At 66.6% G+C, this 15,802-nt stretch carries 17 protein-coding genes; 3 read left to right on the forward strand and 14 right to left on the reverse strand.

Annotated elements, in window-relative coordinates:
- The first annotated feature begins 11 nt into the window (after positions 1-11).
- A complete protein-coding gene (locus DK26_RS08625) occupies positions 12-653 on the forward strand; it encodes a TIGR00725 family protein (protein ID WP_066470608.1) in 642 nt (213 codons plus the stop codon).
- On the opposite strand, the gene DK26_RS08630 is transcribed toward DK26_RS08625, so the two are convergent.
- The 8 genes from DK26_RS08630 to DK26_RS08665 all read right to left on the reverse strand — a co-directional run bounded on the left by DK26_RS08630 (position 639) and on the right by DK26_RS08665 (position 8,989).
- Positions 639-1,565, reverse strand: a complete 927-nt coding sequence (locus tag DK26_RS08630) for a helix-turn-helix transcriptional regulator (RefSeq protein WP_066470610.1) — start codon at positions 1,563-1,565, stop codon at positions 639-641. The genes DK26_RS08625 and DK26_RS08630 overlap by 15 nt on opposite strands.
- Before the next feature lie 118 nt (positions 1,566-1,683).
- Positions 1,684-2,442 carry a precorrin-6A synthase (deacetylating) gene (cobF, locus tag DK26_RS08635; RefSeq protein WP_066470612.1) on the reverse strand — a complete coding sequence of 253 codons (759 nt, stop codon included), beginning with the start codon at positions 2,440-2,442 and terminating at the stop codon, positions 1,684-1,686.
- 141 nt (positions 2,443-2,583) lie between these two features.
- The gene (locus tag DK26_RS08640) at positions 2,584-3,729 is read right to left on the reverse strand and encodes an amidohydrolase (protein WP_066470617.1); all 1,146 of its coding nucleotides are present in this window, start codon (positions 3,727-3,729) and stop codon (positions 2,584-2,586) included.
- Positions 3,730-3,834: 105 nt separating this feature from the next.
- The gene (locus tag DK26_RS08645) at positions 3,835-4,857 is read right to left on the reverse strand and encodes a DNA topoisomerase IB (protein WP_066470619.1); all 1,023 of its coding nucleotides are present in this window, start codon (positions 4,855-4,857) and stop codon (positions 3,835-3,837) included.
- A 57-nt stretch (positions 4,858-4,914) separates the two neighbouring features.
- On the reverse strand, positions 4,915-5,745 hold the full coding sequence (locus tag DK26_RS08650) for an ABC transporter permease subunit (RefSeq protein WP_066470621.1): 831 nt from the start codon (positions 5,743-5,745) through the stop codon (positions 4,915-4,917).
- A 4-nt stretch (positions 5,746-5,749) separates the two neighbouring features.
- Positions 5,750-6,640 (reverse strand): sugar ABC transporter permease, encoded by an 891-nt coding sequence (locus tag DK26_RS08655; protein WP_066470625.1) that lies wholly within the window; start codon positions 6,638-6,640, stop codon positions 5,750-5,752.
- Positions 6,637-7,710 carry an ABC transporter ATP-binding protein gene (locus DK26_RS08660; protein WP_066470827.1) on the reverse strand — a complete coding sequence of 358 codons (1,074 nt, stop codon included), beginning with the start codon at positions 7,708-7,710 and terminating at the stop codon, positions 6,637-6,639. The genes DK26_RS08655 and DK26_RS08660 overlap by 4 nt, the downstream gene beginning before the upstream one ends.
- A 103-nt stretch (positions 7,711-7,813) precedes the next feature.
- Positions 7,814-8,989, reverse strand: a complete 1,176-nt coding sequence (locus tag DK26_RS08665; RefSeq protein WP_248309907.1) for an extracellular solute-binding protein — start codon at positions 8,987-8,989, stop codon at positions 7,814-7,816.
- Positions 8,990-9,169: 180 nt separating this feature from the next.
- Here DK26_RS08665 and DK26_RS08670 point away from each other — a divergent pair, with 180 nt between their 5' ends.
- Both DK26_RS08670 and uxuA read left to right on the forward strand, forming a co-directional pair.
- Positions 9,170-9,865 carry a GntR family transcriptional regulator gene (locus DK26_RS08670; protein WP_066470633.1) on the forward strand — a complete coding sequence of 232 codons (696 nt, stop codon included), beginning with the start codon at positions 9,170-9,172 and terminating at the stop codon, positions 9,863-9,865.
- A 55-nt stretch (positions 9,866-9,920) separates the two neighbouring features.
- A complete protein-coding gene (gene uxuA / locus DK26_RS08675; RefSeq protein WP_066470640.1) occupies positions 9,921-11,117 on the forward strand; it encodes a mannonate dehydratase in 1,197 nt (398 codons plus the stop codon).
- 64 nt (positions 11,118-11,181) lie between these two features.
- On the opposite strand, the gene DK26_RS08680 is transcribed toward uxuA, so the two are convergent.
- From DK26_RS08680 to DK26_RS08705, 6 genes are all read right to left on the reverse strand, one after another.
- A complete protein-coding gene (locus DK26_RS08680; protein ID WP_066470642.1) occupies positions 11,182-11,457 on the reverse strand; it encodes a hypothetical protein in 276 nt (91 codons plus the stop codon).
- Positions 11,458-11,505: 48 nt separating this feature from the next.
- On the reverse strand, positions 11,506-11,706 hold the full coding sequence (locus tag DK26_RS08685) for a hypothetical protein (RefSeq protein WP_066470644.1): 201 nt from the start codon (positions 11,704-11,706) through the stop codon (positions 11,506-11,508).
- 9 nt (positions 11,707-11,715) lie between these two features.
- Entirely contained in the window at positions 11,716-11,928 is a 213-nt protein-coding gene (locus tag DK26_RS08690) for a hypothetical protein (protein ID WP_066470646.1), read from the reverse strand.
- Positions 11,929-11,958: 30 nt separating this feature from the next.
- Positions 11,959-12,222 carry a DUF1488 domain-containing protein gene (locus DK26_RS08695; RefSeq protein ID WP_083533082.1) on the reverse strand — a complete coding sequence of 88 codons (264 nt, stop codon included), beginning with the start codon at positions 12,220-12,222 and terminating at the stop codon, positions 11,959-11,961.
- A 645-nt stretch (positions 12,223-12,867) separates the two neighbouring features.
- Positions 12,868-14,304: a DUF1254 domain-containing protein gene (locus tag DK26_RS08700; RefSeq protein ID WP_066470649.1), complete on the reverse strand. Its 1,437-nt coding sequence runs from the start codon at positions 14,302-14,304 to the stop codon at positions 12,868-12,870.
- A gap of 229 nt (positions 14,305-14,533) precedes the next feature.
- Entirely contained in the window at positions 14,534-15,676 is a 1,143-nt protein-coding gene (locus DK26_RS08705) for an alpha-D-ribose 1-methylphosphonate 5-triphosphate diphosphatase (protein ID WP_066470828.1), read from the reverse strand.
- Between the last annotated feature and the right edge of the window lie 126 nt (positions 15,677-15,802).

Raw genomic sequence — 15,802 nt, forward strand, 5'->3', positions numbered from 1 at the left:
GCCACCACGCCATGCGCCTCATCCTCGATCGGGCGCATGGCCGCCTCAGCGACGACCGCGGTGGCGGCTTCGATGCCGCGACGCTGCAATGGCAGCCGGACACGGCGTCCGCAGAGGGCGAGCCCGTCACGCCGATCGAGGCGCTGCACTGGCTCCAGCATGCCAGCGGCCGGCCCTTGCGCACGCCGGTCGCGGTGATCGGCACGCGGACACCCACGCCGGCACAGGAGCAGGCGGCCGAACAGACCGGCCTCCTGCTCGCCCGGCACGGTTTGACGGTGCTGTGCGGCGGGCGCGCCGGCGTGATGGAGGCTGTCTGCCGCGGCGTCGCCCACGGCGGCGGCCTCTCGATCGGCCTCCTGCCCGACACCGAGCCGGAAGCCGCCAATCCTTACGTCACAGTACCGCTCGCGACCGGAATCGGCGTGGCGCGCAACGCCCTGATCGCGCGCGCCGCGCACAGCCTGATCGCGATCGGCGGCGGCTATGGCACGCTGTCGGAGATCGCCTTCGCGCTGCAGTTCGGGCGCCCGGTCTTCCTGCTGGAGGGCGCCCCGGCGGTGGACGGTGCGACACGCTGCGCAAACCCTGACGAAGCCCTCGAACAGGTCGCCCACACCGTCCTGCGCCTGCCGGTCTCAGCCGCGACCTGAGGCCGATTTCGGCGTGCGCTCGACTGTCGCGCCGGAGCGTGCCAGTGCCGCACGCAACAGTGCCCCGGCATCGCTGCCCTTGCGCGCCCGGCGCCAGAGATCCTCGGCCAGCGCCTCATAGAGCCTGACCGGCTGCTCGTCCGCCGTGAGCATGGCGATGCCGGAGCGGAGGTTCGGCAACTCGCCGCCAAGCCGGAACGGGCTCAGGCCCAGCAGGGTCTTCTCCGCGGTCCGGAACAGCTGGAAGGTCATGTTCGGCAGGGTTTCCTCGATCAATCCGATCTGGATGCCCATCGGCTCGCTCTCGATCAGCGCCAGCAGATGCTCGACCTCGGCCCGCGCAGCGAGGCGCCGCCGGACCAACTCGTCTTCGGGAAGGTTGAAGCGACCGACGATGCCGAGCTTCAGCCAGCGCTCGATCTCCAGCACATTGACGAAATTGACGACGCTGAGCCGACGGCGCTCGCGGGCCTTGCGGCGCTCGTCGAGGATGGCGATGACCGCGTCGATCTCGCCCTCGGCCTTGTCGCGGTCCTCGACATGGGGCGGCAGAGCCTCGACCAGCGTGCGCCGGAGATAGGAGGCGTAGTCGCCGGAGGTCAGCAGATAGGAGAGCGGCGGGAAATGGGCGACGACCTGGTCCGCCTCTTCCTCGATCTGCCGCATGCGCTCGAAATAGGCGACCGGGCTCGCATAGTATTCGACCCCCGCGCCGAGCAGCGAGGCGACCGTGGTCTCGAGCACACCTGCCAGCCGCTCGAGCGTCTCGATCTTGACGACGCCGCCGAGCTCGATGCGGTAGACCGCGGCGCGCGAAATGCCGAGCCGCTCGGCAACCTCCTCGGCCATCAGGCCGCGCCCGAGCCGGTAGGCCTTCAGCCGGTGGCCGATCTCGTCGAAGCGGATAGCCATCGGGTCGGCCCTGTCGTCACCTAGAATCTCAGATTTTAGACAAGCTAGCCCAGTTCGCAGCGGTTGCGAAGCCGCGCGACTGACGCAGCAGGCCGCTTCCAACCCGGTCGTCTTTGGCTCAGCTCTTCCGGCGCAGGAGATAGGTGTCCATGATCCAGCCATGGGCGGCGCGGGCCTCAGTCCGGCGCTCGACGATCTCCCCGGCAACCTCCGAAAGCGGGCCGGAAGCGAGGATCTCCTCCTGCGCGCCGAGATAGGCACCCCAGTAGATATCGAGCTCCTCCGGCGGGATCTTCGCAAAGGCCTGCTCGCCATCGAGCATGACGACGACGCTGCCCTGATCGTCCGGCATGCCGCTCTCCGCCAGTTTGCGGCCGGTGGTGATCAGTACCGGCTCGCCGATGCGGTTCAGCACCAGCCGGTGCGCCGCTGCCAGCGCCTGGACGCTGCTGATGCCGGGGATGACGTCGTAGTCGAGCGCGAAGCCGCGGGCGCGGACCGCCTCGATGATCCGCAGGGTGCTGTCATAGAGTGCCGGATCGCCCCAGACGAGCAGGCCGCCGACCTCGCCCTCGCCAAGTTCCTCGGCGAAGAGGCGCTCATAGGATTCGGCCAGCGCCGCATGCCAGTCATCGACGCTGCCGCGATAGTCGGAGCCGGCGGGAGCACGCTGCGGCACGCGCAGCGGCACCATGCGATAGGCAGGCTTCTCGATATAGCGCCGGCAGATCTCCTCGCGCAGCTCGCGCAAGGCTGCCTTCTCCTCCCCCTTGTCGGGCACGAAGAAGACATCGACCTCGTTCAGCGCCCTGACGGCCTGGAGCGTCAGATGCTCCGGGTTGCCGGCGCCGATGCCGATGATCCTGATCCTGCGCATGGGGTCCCTCGTGACGGCGGTACCGGTGCGCATACACGATCCAGCCTGGGCGCGTCATGCTCGGGCAAAGACCCGAGCATCTCTTGCACGAGATTCTCGGTTCTGCGCTTCGCTTCGCCCGAGCACGACGGCCGACCGTCTCTACCCCAGCAGATTGCGGATCGTGCGCATGAAGACGCGGGCGCCGGGAGCGATCAGCGCATCGGGGAAATCGTAGTCGGGATTGTGCAAGGGCGGCGTCGCCTCGCCGGAGCCGAGCAGGAACATCGCCGATTTCGAGGAGCGGCCGAACAGGCCGAAATCCTCCGAGCCACGCTGCGGCGGCGTCTCGCCATGGGCGATGCCCTCATCGTCGAGCGCCAGGCGCAGATGTGCCACCGCCTCGGGATGGTTCTCGCAGTGATGGAAGACGTCGAAGTAGTCCATGGCGACCGAGAGCCCACCGGCCTCGGCTGCCTCGCGTGCCAGCGCCTCCGCGTCCCTGCAGAGCGCGCCCATCAGCGAATCGTTCAGGGTCCGTAGCGTCGCCCAGATCTCGGCCCGGCCGGGCGTGATGCCGAAGGCCTGCTCGCCCATGCTTGCATGGGTGACCGTGACGAGGCGGTAATTCGCATCGAGCGCCCCGCCCGGACCGAGCGCCGTCAACTCCGGCAGCAGACGGGCGAGCGCCTTCATCGGCGAGATCGCGTGTTCCGGCGTTGCGGCATGCGAGGTGCGGCCGCTCAGCACGATCTTGAGGCCGCGCGAGGCGCAGTTCGCCGCGCCCTCGGACAGGCGGATGGCGCCGAGCGGCATGCCCGGCTTGTTGTGCAGCGAGAAAGAGAAGTCCGGCGCGATCTCCTTGAACTTCGGATCGGCGATGACCGCCGCGGCGCCCGCGCCGGTTTCCTCGGCCGGCTGGAACATCAGGATCGCCCTGCCCCGCTGCGGTCTCTGGCGTCCCAGACCGCGAGAGAGCGCGGCAAGGATGGTCATGTGGCCGTCATGGCCGCAGAGATGGCCCTTGCCCGGCACCTGCGATGCGTGCGTGACGCCGGACAAATCCTCAATCGGGAGCGCGTCGAGCTCGGCCCGGACCAGCACGGTCGGACCCGGCTCGCTGCCCTCATAGATCGCGGCGACGCCATGGCCGCCAATCCCGGTGACGACCCGGTCGGGCGCGCTGGGCGAAAGGAAGCCGACGATGGCCTGCGCCGTCTCGCGCTCCTCGCCGGAGAGCTCGGGCGCGCGGTGCAGCGCATGCCTGAGCTCGATCAGCTCGACCATGTCGGAATTGGTGAGAAACATGCTGGCGCTTCCTCGGATGGTTTTGTCCGAGCTTCACCACTGCGCGCCGCATCGCAAGCCCCGGCAGCCGGATTTGTCGGGCGGCGGCCATGCGCTGTGATCAAGTCATGCCGCCAGCAATCCCAGCGCCCGTTCGATGCGCGAGCAGCCGCCGCGCGCCCTCGCCCGGCGGTAGACCCGCTGCAGCTTGCCGCTGGCATAGGAACTGACCACGATGGCGTGGACATAGCTTTTGCGAACCACCGCCGGTGTGTTGACCAGCCGCTCCGAGATGGCGCGCATGATGTCGGCGAGCTGGCGCTTGCGGCCGCGCTCGCTGGTGGCGATCTCGGTCGCGAGCAGGAGTTCGGCCGCGGCCGCATTGGCGGCGAGCATGCGCAGATCCTTGCTCGACACCGGCAGGCCGGCGGCCTCGCGCAGATAAGCGTTGATCTCGGCGGCGTTGATCAATGCGACCGCGCCGTCCTCGTCGCGATACTGGAAGAGCCGCCGACCCGGCAGCGTCGCAAGGCGCGTCAGGGCGCGGGCGAGCGGCGCGTCGTCGCGGCCGCAGGCGATGTCCTTGCCGCCCTTGCCGCGGAAGGACAGCGCAACATGCCTGCCGGTGACGGCGATATGGCGCTTGAGCAGGGTCGAGGCGCCATGGCTGCCATTGCTGCGGGCATAGACCTCGTTGCCGACGCGGATATGGCAGCGATCGATGATCGCGGCGGCGCAGGCCAGCGCTTTGGCACGCGAAAGGTCCCTTCCCTTCAGATCAGCGGCGATCCGCTCTCGCAGCCGGGGCAAGGCCTCGACCAGCTGCGCCAACCGCTTCAGCTTGCGGCGCTCACGCACCTTTTCCCAATCGGGATGATAGCGATGCTGGATGCGTCCGGCCTCGTCACGCCCGACAGCCTGAAGATGGCCGCGCGGATCGCTGGCGATCTGGACGTCGCGATAGGCCGGCGGGATCGCCAGTGCGCGAATGCGGGCGAGAGTCGCCTCGTCGTTGACCTTGCCGCCTTCGGCATCGCGATAGCCGAAGTTGCGGCCGACGCGGATGCGGCTGATCGAGAGATCCTCGGGAGTGGTCCGGCGAAGCCGGCCCGAAGCGTTGGCCTCGCCTGTCTTGCGCCTTGCGACCATGGCACCCTCCGCAGCTCGAACGGCTGCGGAGGAATGCGGCAGGCGGCGCTAAGTTCCCTAGCGCTTCGCCCGCGCGACGATCTGCGTCGGATTGACGAAGCGCAGCGCGATGACGAGCCAGATCAGCGTCGTCGCCATGTAGATCACCGCCATGGCGTCGATCGACTGCACGGCGCGCACGCCGGCGGCGAACACCGCATAGTAGAGCGCCACCACGAGCGTCTGACTGGTCGGCCCCGCCGTGAGGAAGGTCAGCTCGAACATGGCGATGGTCCTGACCAGCACGAGCAGGAGCGCGGCGAGGATGCCGGGCATCAGGAGCGGCAGCAGAACGTGGATGAAGAGCTTGAAGGTGTTGGCGCCGAAGACGCGCGCTGCCGCCTCGATCTTGGTGTCGATCTGCTCGATGAACGGGATCATCACCAGGATGACGAAGGGCACCGTCGGCACGAGATTGGCGAGCACGACGCCCGACATCGAGCCGGCGAGCCCGGTGCGGTAGAGCACGGTCGCCAACGGGATGCCGAAGGTGATCGGCGGTACCAGGAGCGGCAGCAGGAAGAGCAGCATGACCAGCTTCTTGCCGGGGAAATCGCGCCGCGCCAGCGCATAGGCGGCCGGTACGCCGATCAGCCCCGACAGGAAGACGACGAGGAAGACGATCTGGAAGGTGACCGTCAGCACGTCGCCGAGCTGGAACTCGGCCCAGGCGGCGCCGTACCAGCGCGTCGTCCAGCCATCGGGCAACCAGGAGCGCAGCCAGCGCGTCGAGAACGAGCTGGTCAGCACCGTCGCGATCATCGCGAACAGGTTGACGATAAAGAAGCCGATCAGCGTCCAGTTGGCCGCGGCCCAGAGTTTGGTGGTGAGGCGGGTGTCCTTGACCATCGGATCAGCCCTTCCCGCCGCCGGCCGGGCCGCGATAGAGCATCCCGCGCAGGCCCAGAACCGCGACGACGATGGCGAGCTGAACCATGCCCATGATCATCGCGACGGCCGAGGCCATCGAGTAGTCGTATTCCTCGAAGGCCGCCTGATAGGCCGCGATCGAGATCACGCGTGTCGGCCCCGCCGGCGCCCCCAGCAAGACCGCCGAGGGAAAGACCGAGAAGGCCTGAACGAAGCTCAGGCAGAAGGTGATGGCGAGCCCGGGCAGCAGCAGCGGGAAGAGGATGTGCTTGAAGCGATCCCAGGGCCCGGCGCCGAGCGTGGCGCCGGCCTGCTCCAGCGCCGGGTCGACGCCGGTGAGATAGGAGAGCGTCAACAGGAAGGTGAAGGGGAAGCCGGTGATCACCAGCGAGAGCATCACGCCCCAGTAATTGTGCAGCAGCTTCACCGGCGAGGAGATCAGGCCGATCGTCATCAGCGTGCGGTTGAACCAGCCCTGCGGGCCGAGATAGTTCAAGAGCCCCTGGGCGACCAGCACGGTGCCGAGCGTGATCGGGATCACCAGGATGGTGGTGAGCAGGCGCTGGTTCTTCATCAGCCGGACGCGGAAAGCGATCGGGATCGCCAGCAGCAGCGTCACGATCGTCACCGGCAGAGCGAGCCAGAGCGTGGTCGCGATCGTCCCGTAGAGGAAGGAATCGGAGAAGAAGCGCTGATAATTCGCCAACGCCCCGCCAGCCTTGGGCGTGAAGGAAAGGAAGAGCCCGTAGAAGAACGGGTAGACGAACAGCGCCAGCAGGAAGATGACAGCCGGCAGGACGAGCAGGGTCAGGCCGTCGAGGCCGCGCGCGGCGAGGCGCTGCGAAAGTGGGATGTCGGTGGATGCCGGGCTCATGCGGCGCCTCCGAAGACCAGAACCCGCTCCTTGTCGGCGGCGAGACGGATGTCGGTGCCCGGCGCGATCCGGCGATCGGCCAGGAAGGTCAGCGGCGTGTCGTCGGCCATGCGGGCAAAGCCGACGAATTCGCGGCCATGGAACTCGGTCGAGACGACCTTCGCCTCGAGGCCCGGCCCGCCGTCGGGCACCGGATGCAGGTCCTCCGGGCGGATCGAGATATGGGCGACCTCGCCGGCGGCTGCCGCGGTGCGGATGCGCCCGGCGACGCCGACGGAGCCGACCGTCACGGTCGCATGGTCGCCGGCAACGCTCGCGACCTTGCCGGAGACCTTGTTGCGGAAGCCCATGAACTCGGCGACATCGAGATGGTCGGGCCGCGAGAACAGGTCCTCGGGGCCACCGACCTGACGGATCTCGCCATCGCGCATCACGACGATGCGGTCGGCGAGCGAGAGCGCCTCCTCCTGATCGTGCGTGACATAGATCGTGGTGGCGCCGAGAGCGTTATGGATGCGCCGGATCTCGGCCCGCATCTCGAGACGCAATTTGGCGTCGAGGTTGGACAACGGCTCGTCCATCAGCACGAGCGGCGGCTGCACCGCGATGGCGCGGGCGATTGCGACGCGCTGCTGCTGGCCGCCGGAGAGCTGGCCGGGAAGCTTGTCCTCCTGGCCCTGGAGCCGGACCAGCGCCACAGCCTCGGCGACGCGGCTTTCGCTCTCGGCCTTAGGCATGCCGCGCATCTTCAGGCCGAAGCCAATGTTCTTGCGCACGCTCATATGCGGGAAGAGCGCGTAGCTCTGGAAGACCATGCCGAAGCCGCGCTCTTCAGGACGCAGCGGGTCGATGCGCTTCTCGTCGAGCCAGATTCCGCCGCCGGTCGCCGGCAGGAGGCCCGCGATCAGGTTCAGCGTCGTCGACTTGCCGCAGCCCGAAGGGCCGAGCAGCGCGATGAACTCACCCTGCCGGATGGTCAGCGAGACGTCCTTGACGGCGTTGTGGGTGCCGAAATCGCGGCAGAGCCGGTCGAGCCTGAGTTCGCGGAAGTTCGCAGCATGTATCGTCATGAGGACCATCTGGTTCGGACGGACGGCTAAAGTCCGGAGACAGGCGACAGCAAGGCGACAGGCCGGTCAAGGACCGGCCTGTCGGATAGCGGAGGATGCAGGCTTACTTGCGCTTGGCGCCGCCGACCTGCTCGTCCCACATGCGGAAGGCGACGACCATCTTGTCGGGGTCGAGCGGGGTCTCCATCGGGTTCTCGGCGATCAGCTTGTCGTATTCCGGCCGGCCATATTCGCGGATCGCCTTCTGGCTCGATTCCGGCGCCATCGAGAGCGGCACGTCCTTCACCGCCGGGCCCGGATAGAAATAGCCTTCGTCATAGGTGTAGGCCTGCTGCTGCGGCGTCAGCATGTGGCGGATCAGGTCGAGCAGCACGGCGAGCTTCTCGTCGGAGACGCCCTTGGGGATCATCATGTACTGGGCATCGGTGACCCAGTGGAAACCCTTCAGCGTCTGGATCTTGGCTTCCTTCGGCACGACGCCGAGGACGCGCGGATTGATGTCCCAGCCGGTGGTCGAGACGATGATGTCGCGCGTGCCGTCGCCGAGCTCCTTCATCGTCGCGCCGGTGCCGCCCGGGTAGTACTCGATGTTCTCGCCCAGCGCCTTGAGATAGGCCCAGGTCTTGTCCCAGCCCTTGGCCGGATCCTTGGGATCGCTGTCGCCGAGGATGTAGGGCAGCCCCATGATGAAGGTGCGGCCCGGGCCGGAATTGGCCGGGCGGGCATAGAGGAAGCGGTTCTTGTTCTGCTTCGTCCAGTCGAGCAGCTCCTGTGCCGTGGTCGGCGGAGTCTTGACCTTGTCGGGCATGTATTCGAGCAGCGGGCCGGACGGGTAATAGACCATCGCCATGCCCTGCCCGGAGCCGAGATTGTGCATGGCGAGAGCGGGCTTGAGGTAGATATCGTCGGGCTTCGGCAGCTCGCCCGCGAAGCGCGGCAGCAATTCGACCCAGAGCTTCTGGTCGATACCGGCCGAGAGCACGTCCAGACCGCCGATGACGAAATCGATGTCGACGCGGCCGGCCGCCTGCTGGGCCTTCAGCTTGGCCGGCAGTTCGGGCGCCGGCGCCTTTGTGAAGGTCATACGCGAGACGAGCTTGGGGTTCGCCTTGGAGTAGTTCTCCAGCGGCTGCTGCACCAAAGCGAGCGCACCGCCGACATCGATGATGCTGATCCCGAGCGGCGACGACGGCATCTTGAGCTGCTGGGCGAAGACGCCCGGCGCCTGCGTCAGCCCGGCCACGCCGGCGACGCCACCAAGGAACGTACGCCGATTCATGCTGTCCTGGACCATTTTCCCTCCTCGCGGCGGCTTTGCCGCTTCTTTGCTTGCACCGAAACCGGCGCCGACCATCTTGTGCCGGCCCCTGCCCGACCATTATCGCACGCAAGGCATTCGGAGTTGACGCCTCCCTGCCTCGACCGGTATCCTAGTATACTAGTGAACAAGAGCTTGGCAATGGGCATCGCAGCGGCACGACAGACCACGGACCAGATCTATCGCGCCTTGCGGAGCGACATCCTGAACGCGGCACTGCGCCCGGGGGAAGCGATTTCCGAGGCCCGCATGGCGCTGCAGTTCGGCGTCAGCCGCACGCCGGTGCGCGAATCCTTCAAGCGACTGGTCGAGGAAGGCTTTCTGCAAGTCGTGCCGCAGGTCGGCACCTTCGTCGCGCCGATCGATCTCGCCGCCGTCTATGACAGCCAGTTCGTGCGCGAGACGCTGGAATGCCGCACGGTTGCCCTCGCTGCGCAACGCATCGACACGGAAGGCAAGGCCAGGCTTGCGCAACTGATCCGCCAGCAGGAACAGGCACTCGCAGCCGGCGACCGCGCCGGCTTCTTCCGCAGCGACGAGGCTTTTCATGCCGAGCTGTCGCGGCTTTCGGGCCATCCTTCGGTCTGGGGGCTGATCGAGGGCGTCAAGGCCCAGCTCGACCGGGTGCGCTGCCTGTCTCTTGAGACCGGCGGCTGGTCCGACATGATCCTCTCCGAGCATCGCGAGATCGCGGCGGCGGTCAGCGCCGGCGACGAGGCGGCCGCCGAAAAGACGATGCGAGCGCATCTGCGCACCGTGTTCGACGCGATCGAGACCATCGCCCGCAACCAGGTCGATGCCTTCGCCGCCACCGGCGGCCTGAACAAGCCCGACTGAGCGTCGGCGAAGCCAAGTCTGCAACAAGACGAAGCCTGCAAGAGGACACCCGACAATGGAACAGACCTGGCGCTGGTTCGGCCCGGACGATGTGGTGACGCTGACCCAGGCGCGGCAGGCGGGCGCGCGCGGCATCGTCAACGCCCTGCACCAGATCCCCTATGGCGTGGTCTGGAGCGTCGAGGAGATCGAGAAGCGCAAGGCGATCATCGAGGCCGACAAGAGCCTCGACCTGCGCTGGTCGGTCGTCGAGAGCCTGCCGATCCATGAAAGCGTCAAGATCGGCGAAGGCGATCTCGAGCCGGTCTTCGTCAACTACCGCCAGTCGATGCGCAACCTCGCCGCCTGCGGCATCGAAGTGATCTGCTACAATTTCATGCCGGTGCTGGACTGGACCCGCACCGAGCTGGCCGAGCCCCTGCCCGGCGGCGGCACGGCGCTGCGCTTCAACCTGCACGAATATGTCGTCGTCGACCATTTCATGCTGCAGCGCCCGGGAGCCGACCAGGGCCATCCGGCCGAGGTAATGGACAAGGCCAAGGCCTGGTTCGAGCGCTCATCGGACGCCGATCGTGCCCGCCTGCTCGCCAACATCATGGCCGGGCTGCCCGGCGCCTATGATCGCTATGACGTGCCGGGACTGAAGCGCATGCTGGAGCGCTATCGCGGCATGAGCCATGAGCGCCTGCGCGCCAATCTCAAGCGCTTCCTCGAGGCGGTGATCCCGACGGCGGAGGAAGTCGGCATCCGCATGTGCATCCATCCCGATGACCCGCCGCGCCCGCTCTTCGGCCTGCCGCGGATCTGCTCGGACGAAGAGGACATCGCCTTCATCCTCGGCGCGGTCGACTCGCCATCGAACGGCCTCACCCTCTGCTCGGGCTCGCTCGGCGCCAATCCGAAGAACGACGTGCCGGGGATCGCGCGGCGCTTCGCCGACCGGATCTGGTTCGCGCATCTGCGCAATGTCGCCAAGGATGCCGACGGCTCCTTCATGGAGGCCGAGCATCTCGGCGGCGATACCGACATGGTGGCGCTGGTCGACGCGCTGATGAGCGAGCAGACCCGGCGCAAGGCCGCCGGCTGGCAGCACTGGCGCATCCCGATGCGACCCGACCATGGCCACGAGCTGCTCGACGACGCCGGCAAGGGCTCGTTCCCGGGCTACCCCGCCGTCGGCCGGCTGCGCGGTCTTGCGGAATTGCGCGGGGTGATGACGGCGCTGGCGAGCGTCAAGGGCTACGCCGCCTGAGGCACAGCCGCGGGCTGCGCATGCTAACGCACAGGGGACATGAGAGCGGTCGCCGGCCGAGCTCTCAAGATTCGTCTTTTGCGGTTGGTCGGCCAGTCCCGCGCTTCTGGGGAACCCGTCGACAGCGGCTTCTTGTAAAGCGCTCGATCTCGGCCAGGGCCGCATCGAGGCTGTGGAACGGGCCGAGTTTCATGGTCTTCAGGGTCTCTCTCGCCAGGCCGGCGGCGACGACCCGAAACGAGCCCTCCGGCTCCTCTCTCACCCGCCCCATCGGGCGGCCTAGCAGGTCGGTCAGAATCCACGCAGCTTCTTCGGGAGCCGGTGCGACGGAAACATCCATGAAAGCTCCTCCGTATTCAGTTGTTTGAGGAAGGGGGAAAACCTGGACCTATCTGCCTTGAGGCGTGGCGGCCTCCCGATCGGCGGCTTCCTTCGCCAGACGCTGTTCCTTCAGCCGCGCTGTCTTTGCGTCGCGCTCCAGAACAAGCCTCTCAGCCTCGGAAGCCATCCGGTCACGAATCGAAGATCGGGTCTTCACCTTCAGGAAGGCATTGTCCGCATCCTTGCGTTGCTTCGAAATCCCATTCACTGCGTCCTCCTAGAGGTTCGGGTTGATTTGGCGGCCGGTGACGATCTCGTCATCGCCGATCACCCTCTCACGGCCATCCGAGCCGCGGACGCGATACTGCCGCTGCGAGTTGTCGGCATGCGGCATGACACGCAGGATTTCGAACGGCCCGAGCCTGGGCTGGTTGGCGAAATCGCGCGTGAGGTGGACGAGATCGCCCGGTTTGTATGAGATGGCGTTCACTGGGGTCTTTCGGTTGATAGCGGGTTGGCGTCAGAAACTGGCCGTCGTCAGCCGATGATAGCTGGCCCGACCTCGGGAGTACGCGGCTGCCGCGGCCTTCAGGATCGTCTCGCGGTTCTCGTCGAAGACGGAAAGCACCGCAGCTTCACCGTCCCCCGTCGCCGGGCCGAGCTTGCGCAATGCGTCGAAGTCGATCTGGAAGGTGATCTCCAGCGCCGCGTCAGAGCCCCAGAAGCAAACGCAGGAGCGCCCCGGATCGAACCGGCGGACGGGATTGGGAAAATTAAGTCCCATCACTCTCCTCCTTCGTGTTTCGCTGGCCCCGACGGATCTGCGACACAAACACGATCGTGCCTTGGGTCACCGGTGCCGGAGCCGCAGGCGATACAGCGTGAATGGCCCGGCCCGGGGTAATGATCGGCCCTATGCCCAGCCGCATGCGATCAAGTCGAGGACGCCCGCATCGACGATGGTATCGACTTTCCGGAAAGACCGACCGCGACCAGCCATCAGCTCATTGCCGTCTTCGGTCGTGACTTGCGGGGCTTCAGCTTGATGTCATTATTGAGCACTCAGTCGATCATCCCAGGCAAATTCCAGATATCTCAAACAAATTGTCAGTTTTCTCGGATGCGATCGTGCCGGGAAACATCAACCGCAAGGCGGCTCATTCTCGAAAACCATCTATTGGACATGGGGAATGGCACGGCCCTTTGTAAGGCTGCTGCGATAATAAAGCCGATGTCGTGGTCGTGCCCGCGGCGAACGCTGCGTCACCTGTCCGGCGCATGAAAGGGTCAGGACGCCTGATGGGGCGGATGCAGTCCGGTGCTCGGGCCAAGCCGGGCCGCTCGACTTCGAGAGCTGTCATCGCGGCGCTCACGAGGAGAATCAGCGAATGCGCCGACGCGATGCCGCGCCGGCGCCGTTCCCGGGCGACTACTGTCCGACGACCTGCGGCAGCGTCTGTACGCGCGTGACCGGCGGCGGATTCCATTTGCCGGTGAGCGCTTCCGACTTCGGTCCGTAAAGGCGCATCGTCAGGTTGAAGCCGTCCTTCGGCGCCGGAAGCCAGTTGGCTTCCTTGTCCTTGCCGGGGCTCTCGTTCTGGAAATAGAGGTCGAGCGATCCGTCGGCATTGTACTTGAACGGCATCCAGCTGCTGACCGCGAAGCGATTGAGGACATTGCCGACCTGGAAGCCCTGCGGGTCGTAAAGTGTGATCGACCAGAAGGCGTTGACCGGCGGGGCAGCCCCCTTCTCGAAATGCAGCATGTATTTGTTGGCGCCGTCTAGCGGCCGGCCGACCTCGTCGGCGAGGTTGAGCGGGTAGATCGCATCCTCCGGCAGATTGGCGCCGAGGCCCTGCTGCGCGACGATGGCGCGCTTGAGATAGAAATTGCCATAGACACCCATCGTGTCGGTGTTCATCGACCAGTTGTTCGTGACGCGGGCGAGCGTCGGCAGCTTCCACAGCATCAGCCTCTGCCCGGCCTCGGGCGCGCCCTCGAGTCCTTTCTTCACGGCGGCCGGCAACGCCGCGAAATCGAAGCTCTGGCCCGGCACGATGCCGATGCGCTTCATCTGCGCGACGATCGGCTGGTCGGTGAGATGCGGCGGATGGAGCTTCAGCAGCTCGGCGGCATAGGCGAAGTACTTGTCCGCCGGCATGCTGTCGGCCTGGGTCTTGGGCGGCGTCTTCATGTCGATGCTGGGATCGATCTTCACCTCGACCGGCTTCGGCGTCTTGCCCCAATCCGACAGCGCCGTGACCTTGTAGCCGGCCTGGATCTTGTGGACCGCTTCATAGTCCGAGGGGCCGTCGGTCTTCGTCCGCCCGATCACCCAAGTATACGGCGTCGGCGCGCTGATGCGGGCCATATCGGCCGGCACCGTGCCGGTCCAGCCGGGCGGCGTAACCAGAAAATTGCCGGCCTGCGTGCCGGTGGTCCGCCATCCCGGCGATGCGAAGACGTCGGTCCACATGTCCAGCATCGGCAGGAGATAGAAGCGCCCGCTGGTGTCGGGCGCAGAGACGATCTGCGGCTCCTTGGTGAGATCGAGCCAGGCGATTGAGTAGAGCGTGTCGAAATTGACCCGGACCACCAGCTTCATGTCGGCAGAGGGGAACGACGGCACGTTGACGAACGTGTTCATCGGGCCTTTGCCGAATTCCCTGCCGGCCTCGATATTGGTCGATTGCTTGCGGGTGATGTCCATCGAGACAAGAGGGTAGAAGTAGACATAGGCATCGACGCCGATGGCGTGGGCCTCGGCCTCGGTCAGTGCAGGCTGCGCGCTCTGGGCGGGCACCTCCTGAACCAGTGCGGGCGCGAGGAAAAGGCCTAGAAAAACTGCAACGACGCTCCTGCTCATGTCGCAACTCCCCAATTGCCGGATCGAAACTCCATATAACTGGCGCAAGACAGCGATAAATTCGGTTGTTACTGAAATCCCCGCGCCGAAAGGAAACATTAACATGGCACGACGTTGCGACAACTAGGACCGACAAGCCAAAAACGAGCGACGTCTCGGTGATGAGCGCACGAATTCGTTACTGCTCAGCCGAACGACGCAGGCAAAAGCCCGCCCTATCGACCCGCGCTCAGGCGATGAGGTCCTGCCCAGCCAGATGCACAAGGCGGCCGCCTGCGATGGTCGCGACGACACGCGGCTGCGGCTCCGGCGCGATCAACACGAGATCGGCCCGCTTGCCGGGCGCGATGACGCCGCGGTCGGCGAGGCCGAGCGCCTCGGCCGGTCCCTGCGAGACCAACTTCCAGGCCGCCTCGAAGCTCGCCGCCCCGCGCTCGGCGAGGATGAAGGGCGCGAGCGGCAGCGCCGGATAGTAATAGTCGGAGGCGAGGATGGTGCAGAGCCTCTGGCGCACCATCTCCTCGGCTCCCGGGCAGCCGGTATGCGAGCCGCCGCGCACGACATTGGGCGCGCCGAAGACGATCGGCTCGCCATGGGCGGCGGCCTCGCGCGTCGTCTCCTCGTCGATCGGGAATTCGGCCACGGCGACGCCTAGCCCGCGGTACCAGCGCCGCATCTGCGGGGTCATGTCGTCGTGTGAGAAGGCCGGCACGCCCGCCGCCCGCGCCGCGGCGGCGAGCCGCTCGATCGATGCCGGCACCTCGTCGCGGCGGCTGTGGACGTTCTCGACCAGCAGCATGAAGTCCTCATGCGACAGGCCGGTGCGCTCGACCATCTTGCCGACCTTCTCGGGACGGCTGCGCGATTTCAGCGTGCCTTCCATATGGTCGTTGAAGGCAAGCAGGCCGACCCGGCCTTCAGCCAGCCAGGCGAGGATCTCGGCCTCGGCGTCGAGATTGTAGGTCTCGTGGCGCAGGTGGAAACGCGTATCCGCGCCGAGCTCCGGTCCCAGGCGCTCGATCGCCTCGATCAGGAGGCGGGCATTGCCGGCGCCGCGCAGGCCTGGCTCCCAGGACCAGGTGACGCCATGAAAGGCGGTGGTGATGCCGCTGGCGAGCAGGGCCCGGTCGGCATCGCGCAAGGCGAGATCGATGTCGAAAGCGACGCCGGGGCGCGGCATGATGTGCCGCTCGAAGGCATCGCCATGACAGTCGACGAGGCCGGGCAGGACGAGCAGGCCGGTCGCGTCGAGTTGCAGGGCGTTGCCCGGCAGCGGCGCATCGGCGGGGGCGATCACGCCGTCGCGCACCCGCACATCGGCGATTTCGAGGCCGCCGGCGAGCACCCGGCCACCAGAGATCAACAGCGCCACCGCATCCACTCCTTGTCGCCGGCGCCCGGATCATTCGCGCCGCTTCGGGCGAAGGCGCATGCGACCGGCAGATGACAGCGGCATGACGGGGCGGGCGTCATCCAGCCGTCGCGCCACCGTCACCCC

Origin of the sequence: Allobosea sp. WAO (assembly GCF_001509835.1) — a bacterium.
GTDB lineage: Bacteria > Pseudomonadota > Alphaproteobacteria > Rhizobiales > Beijerinckiaceae > Allobosea.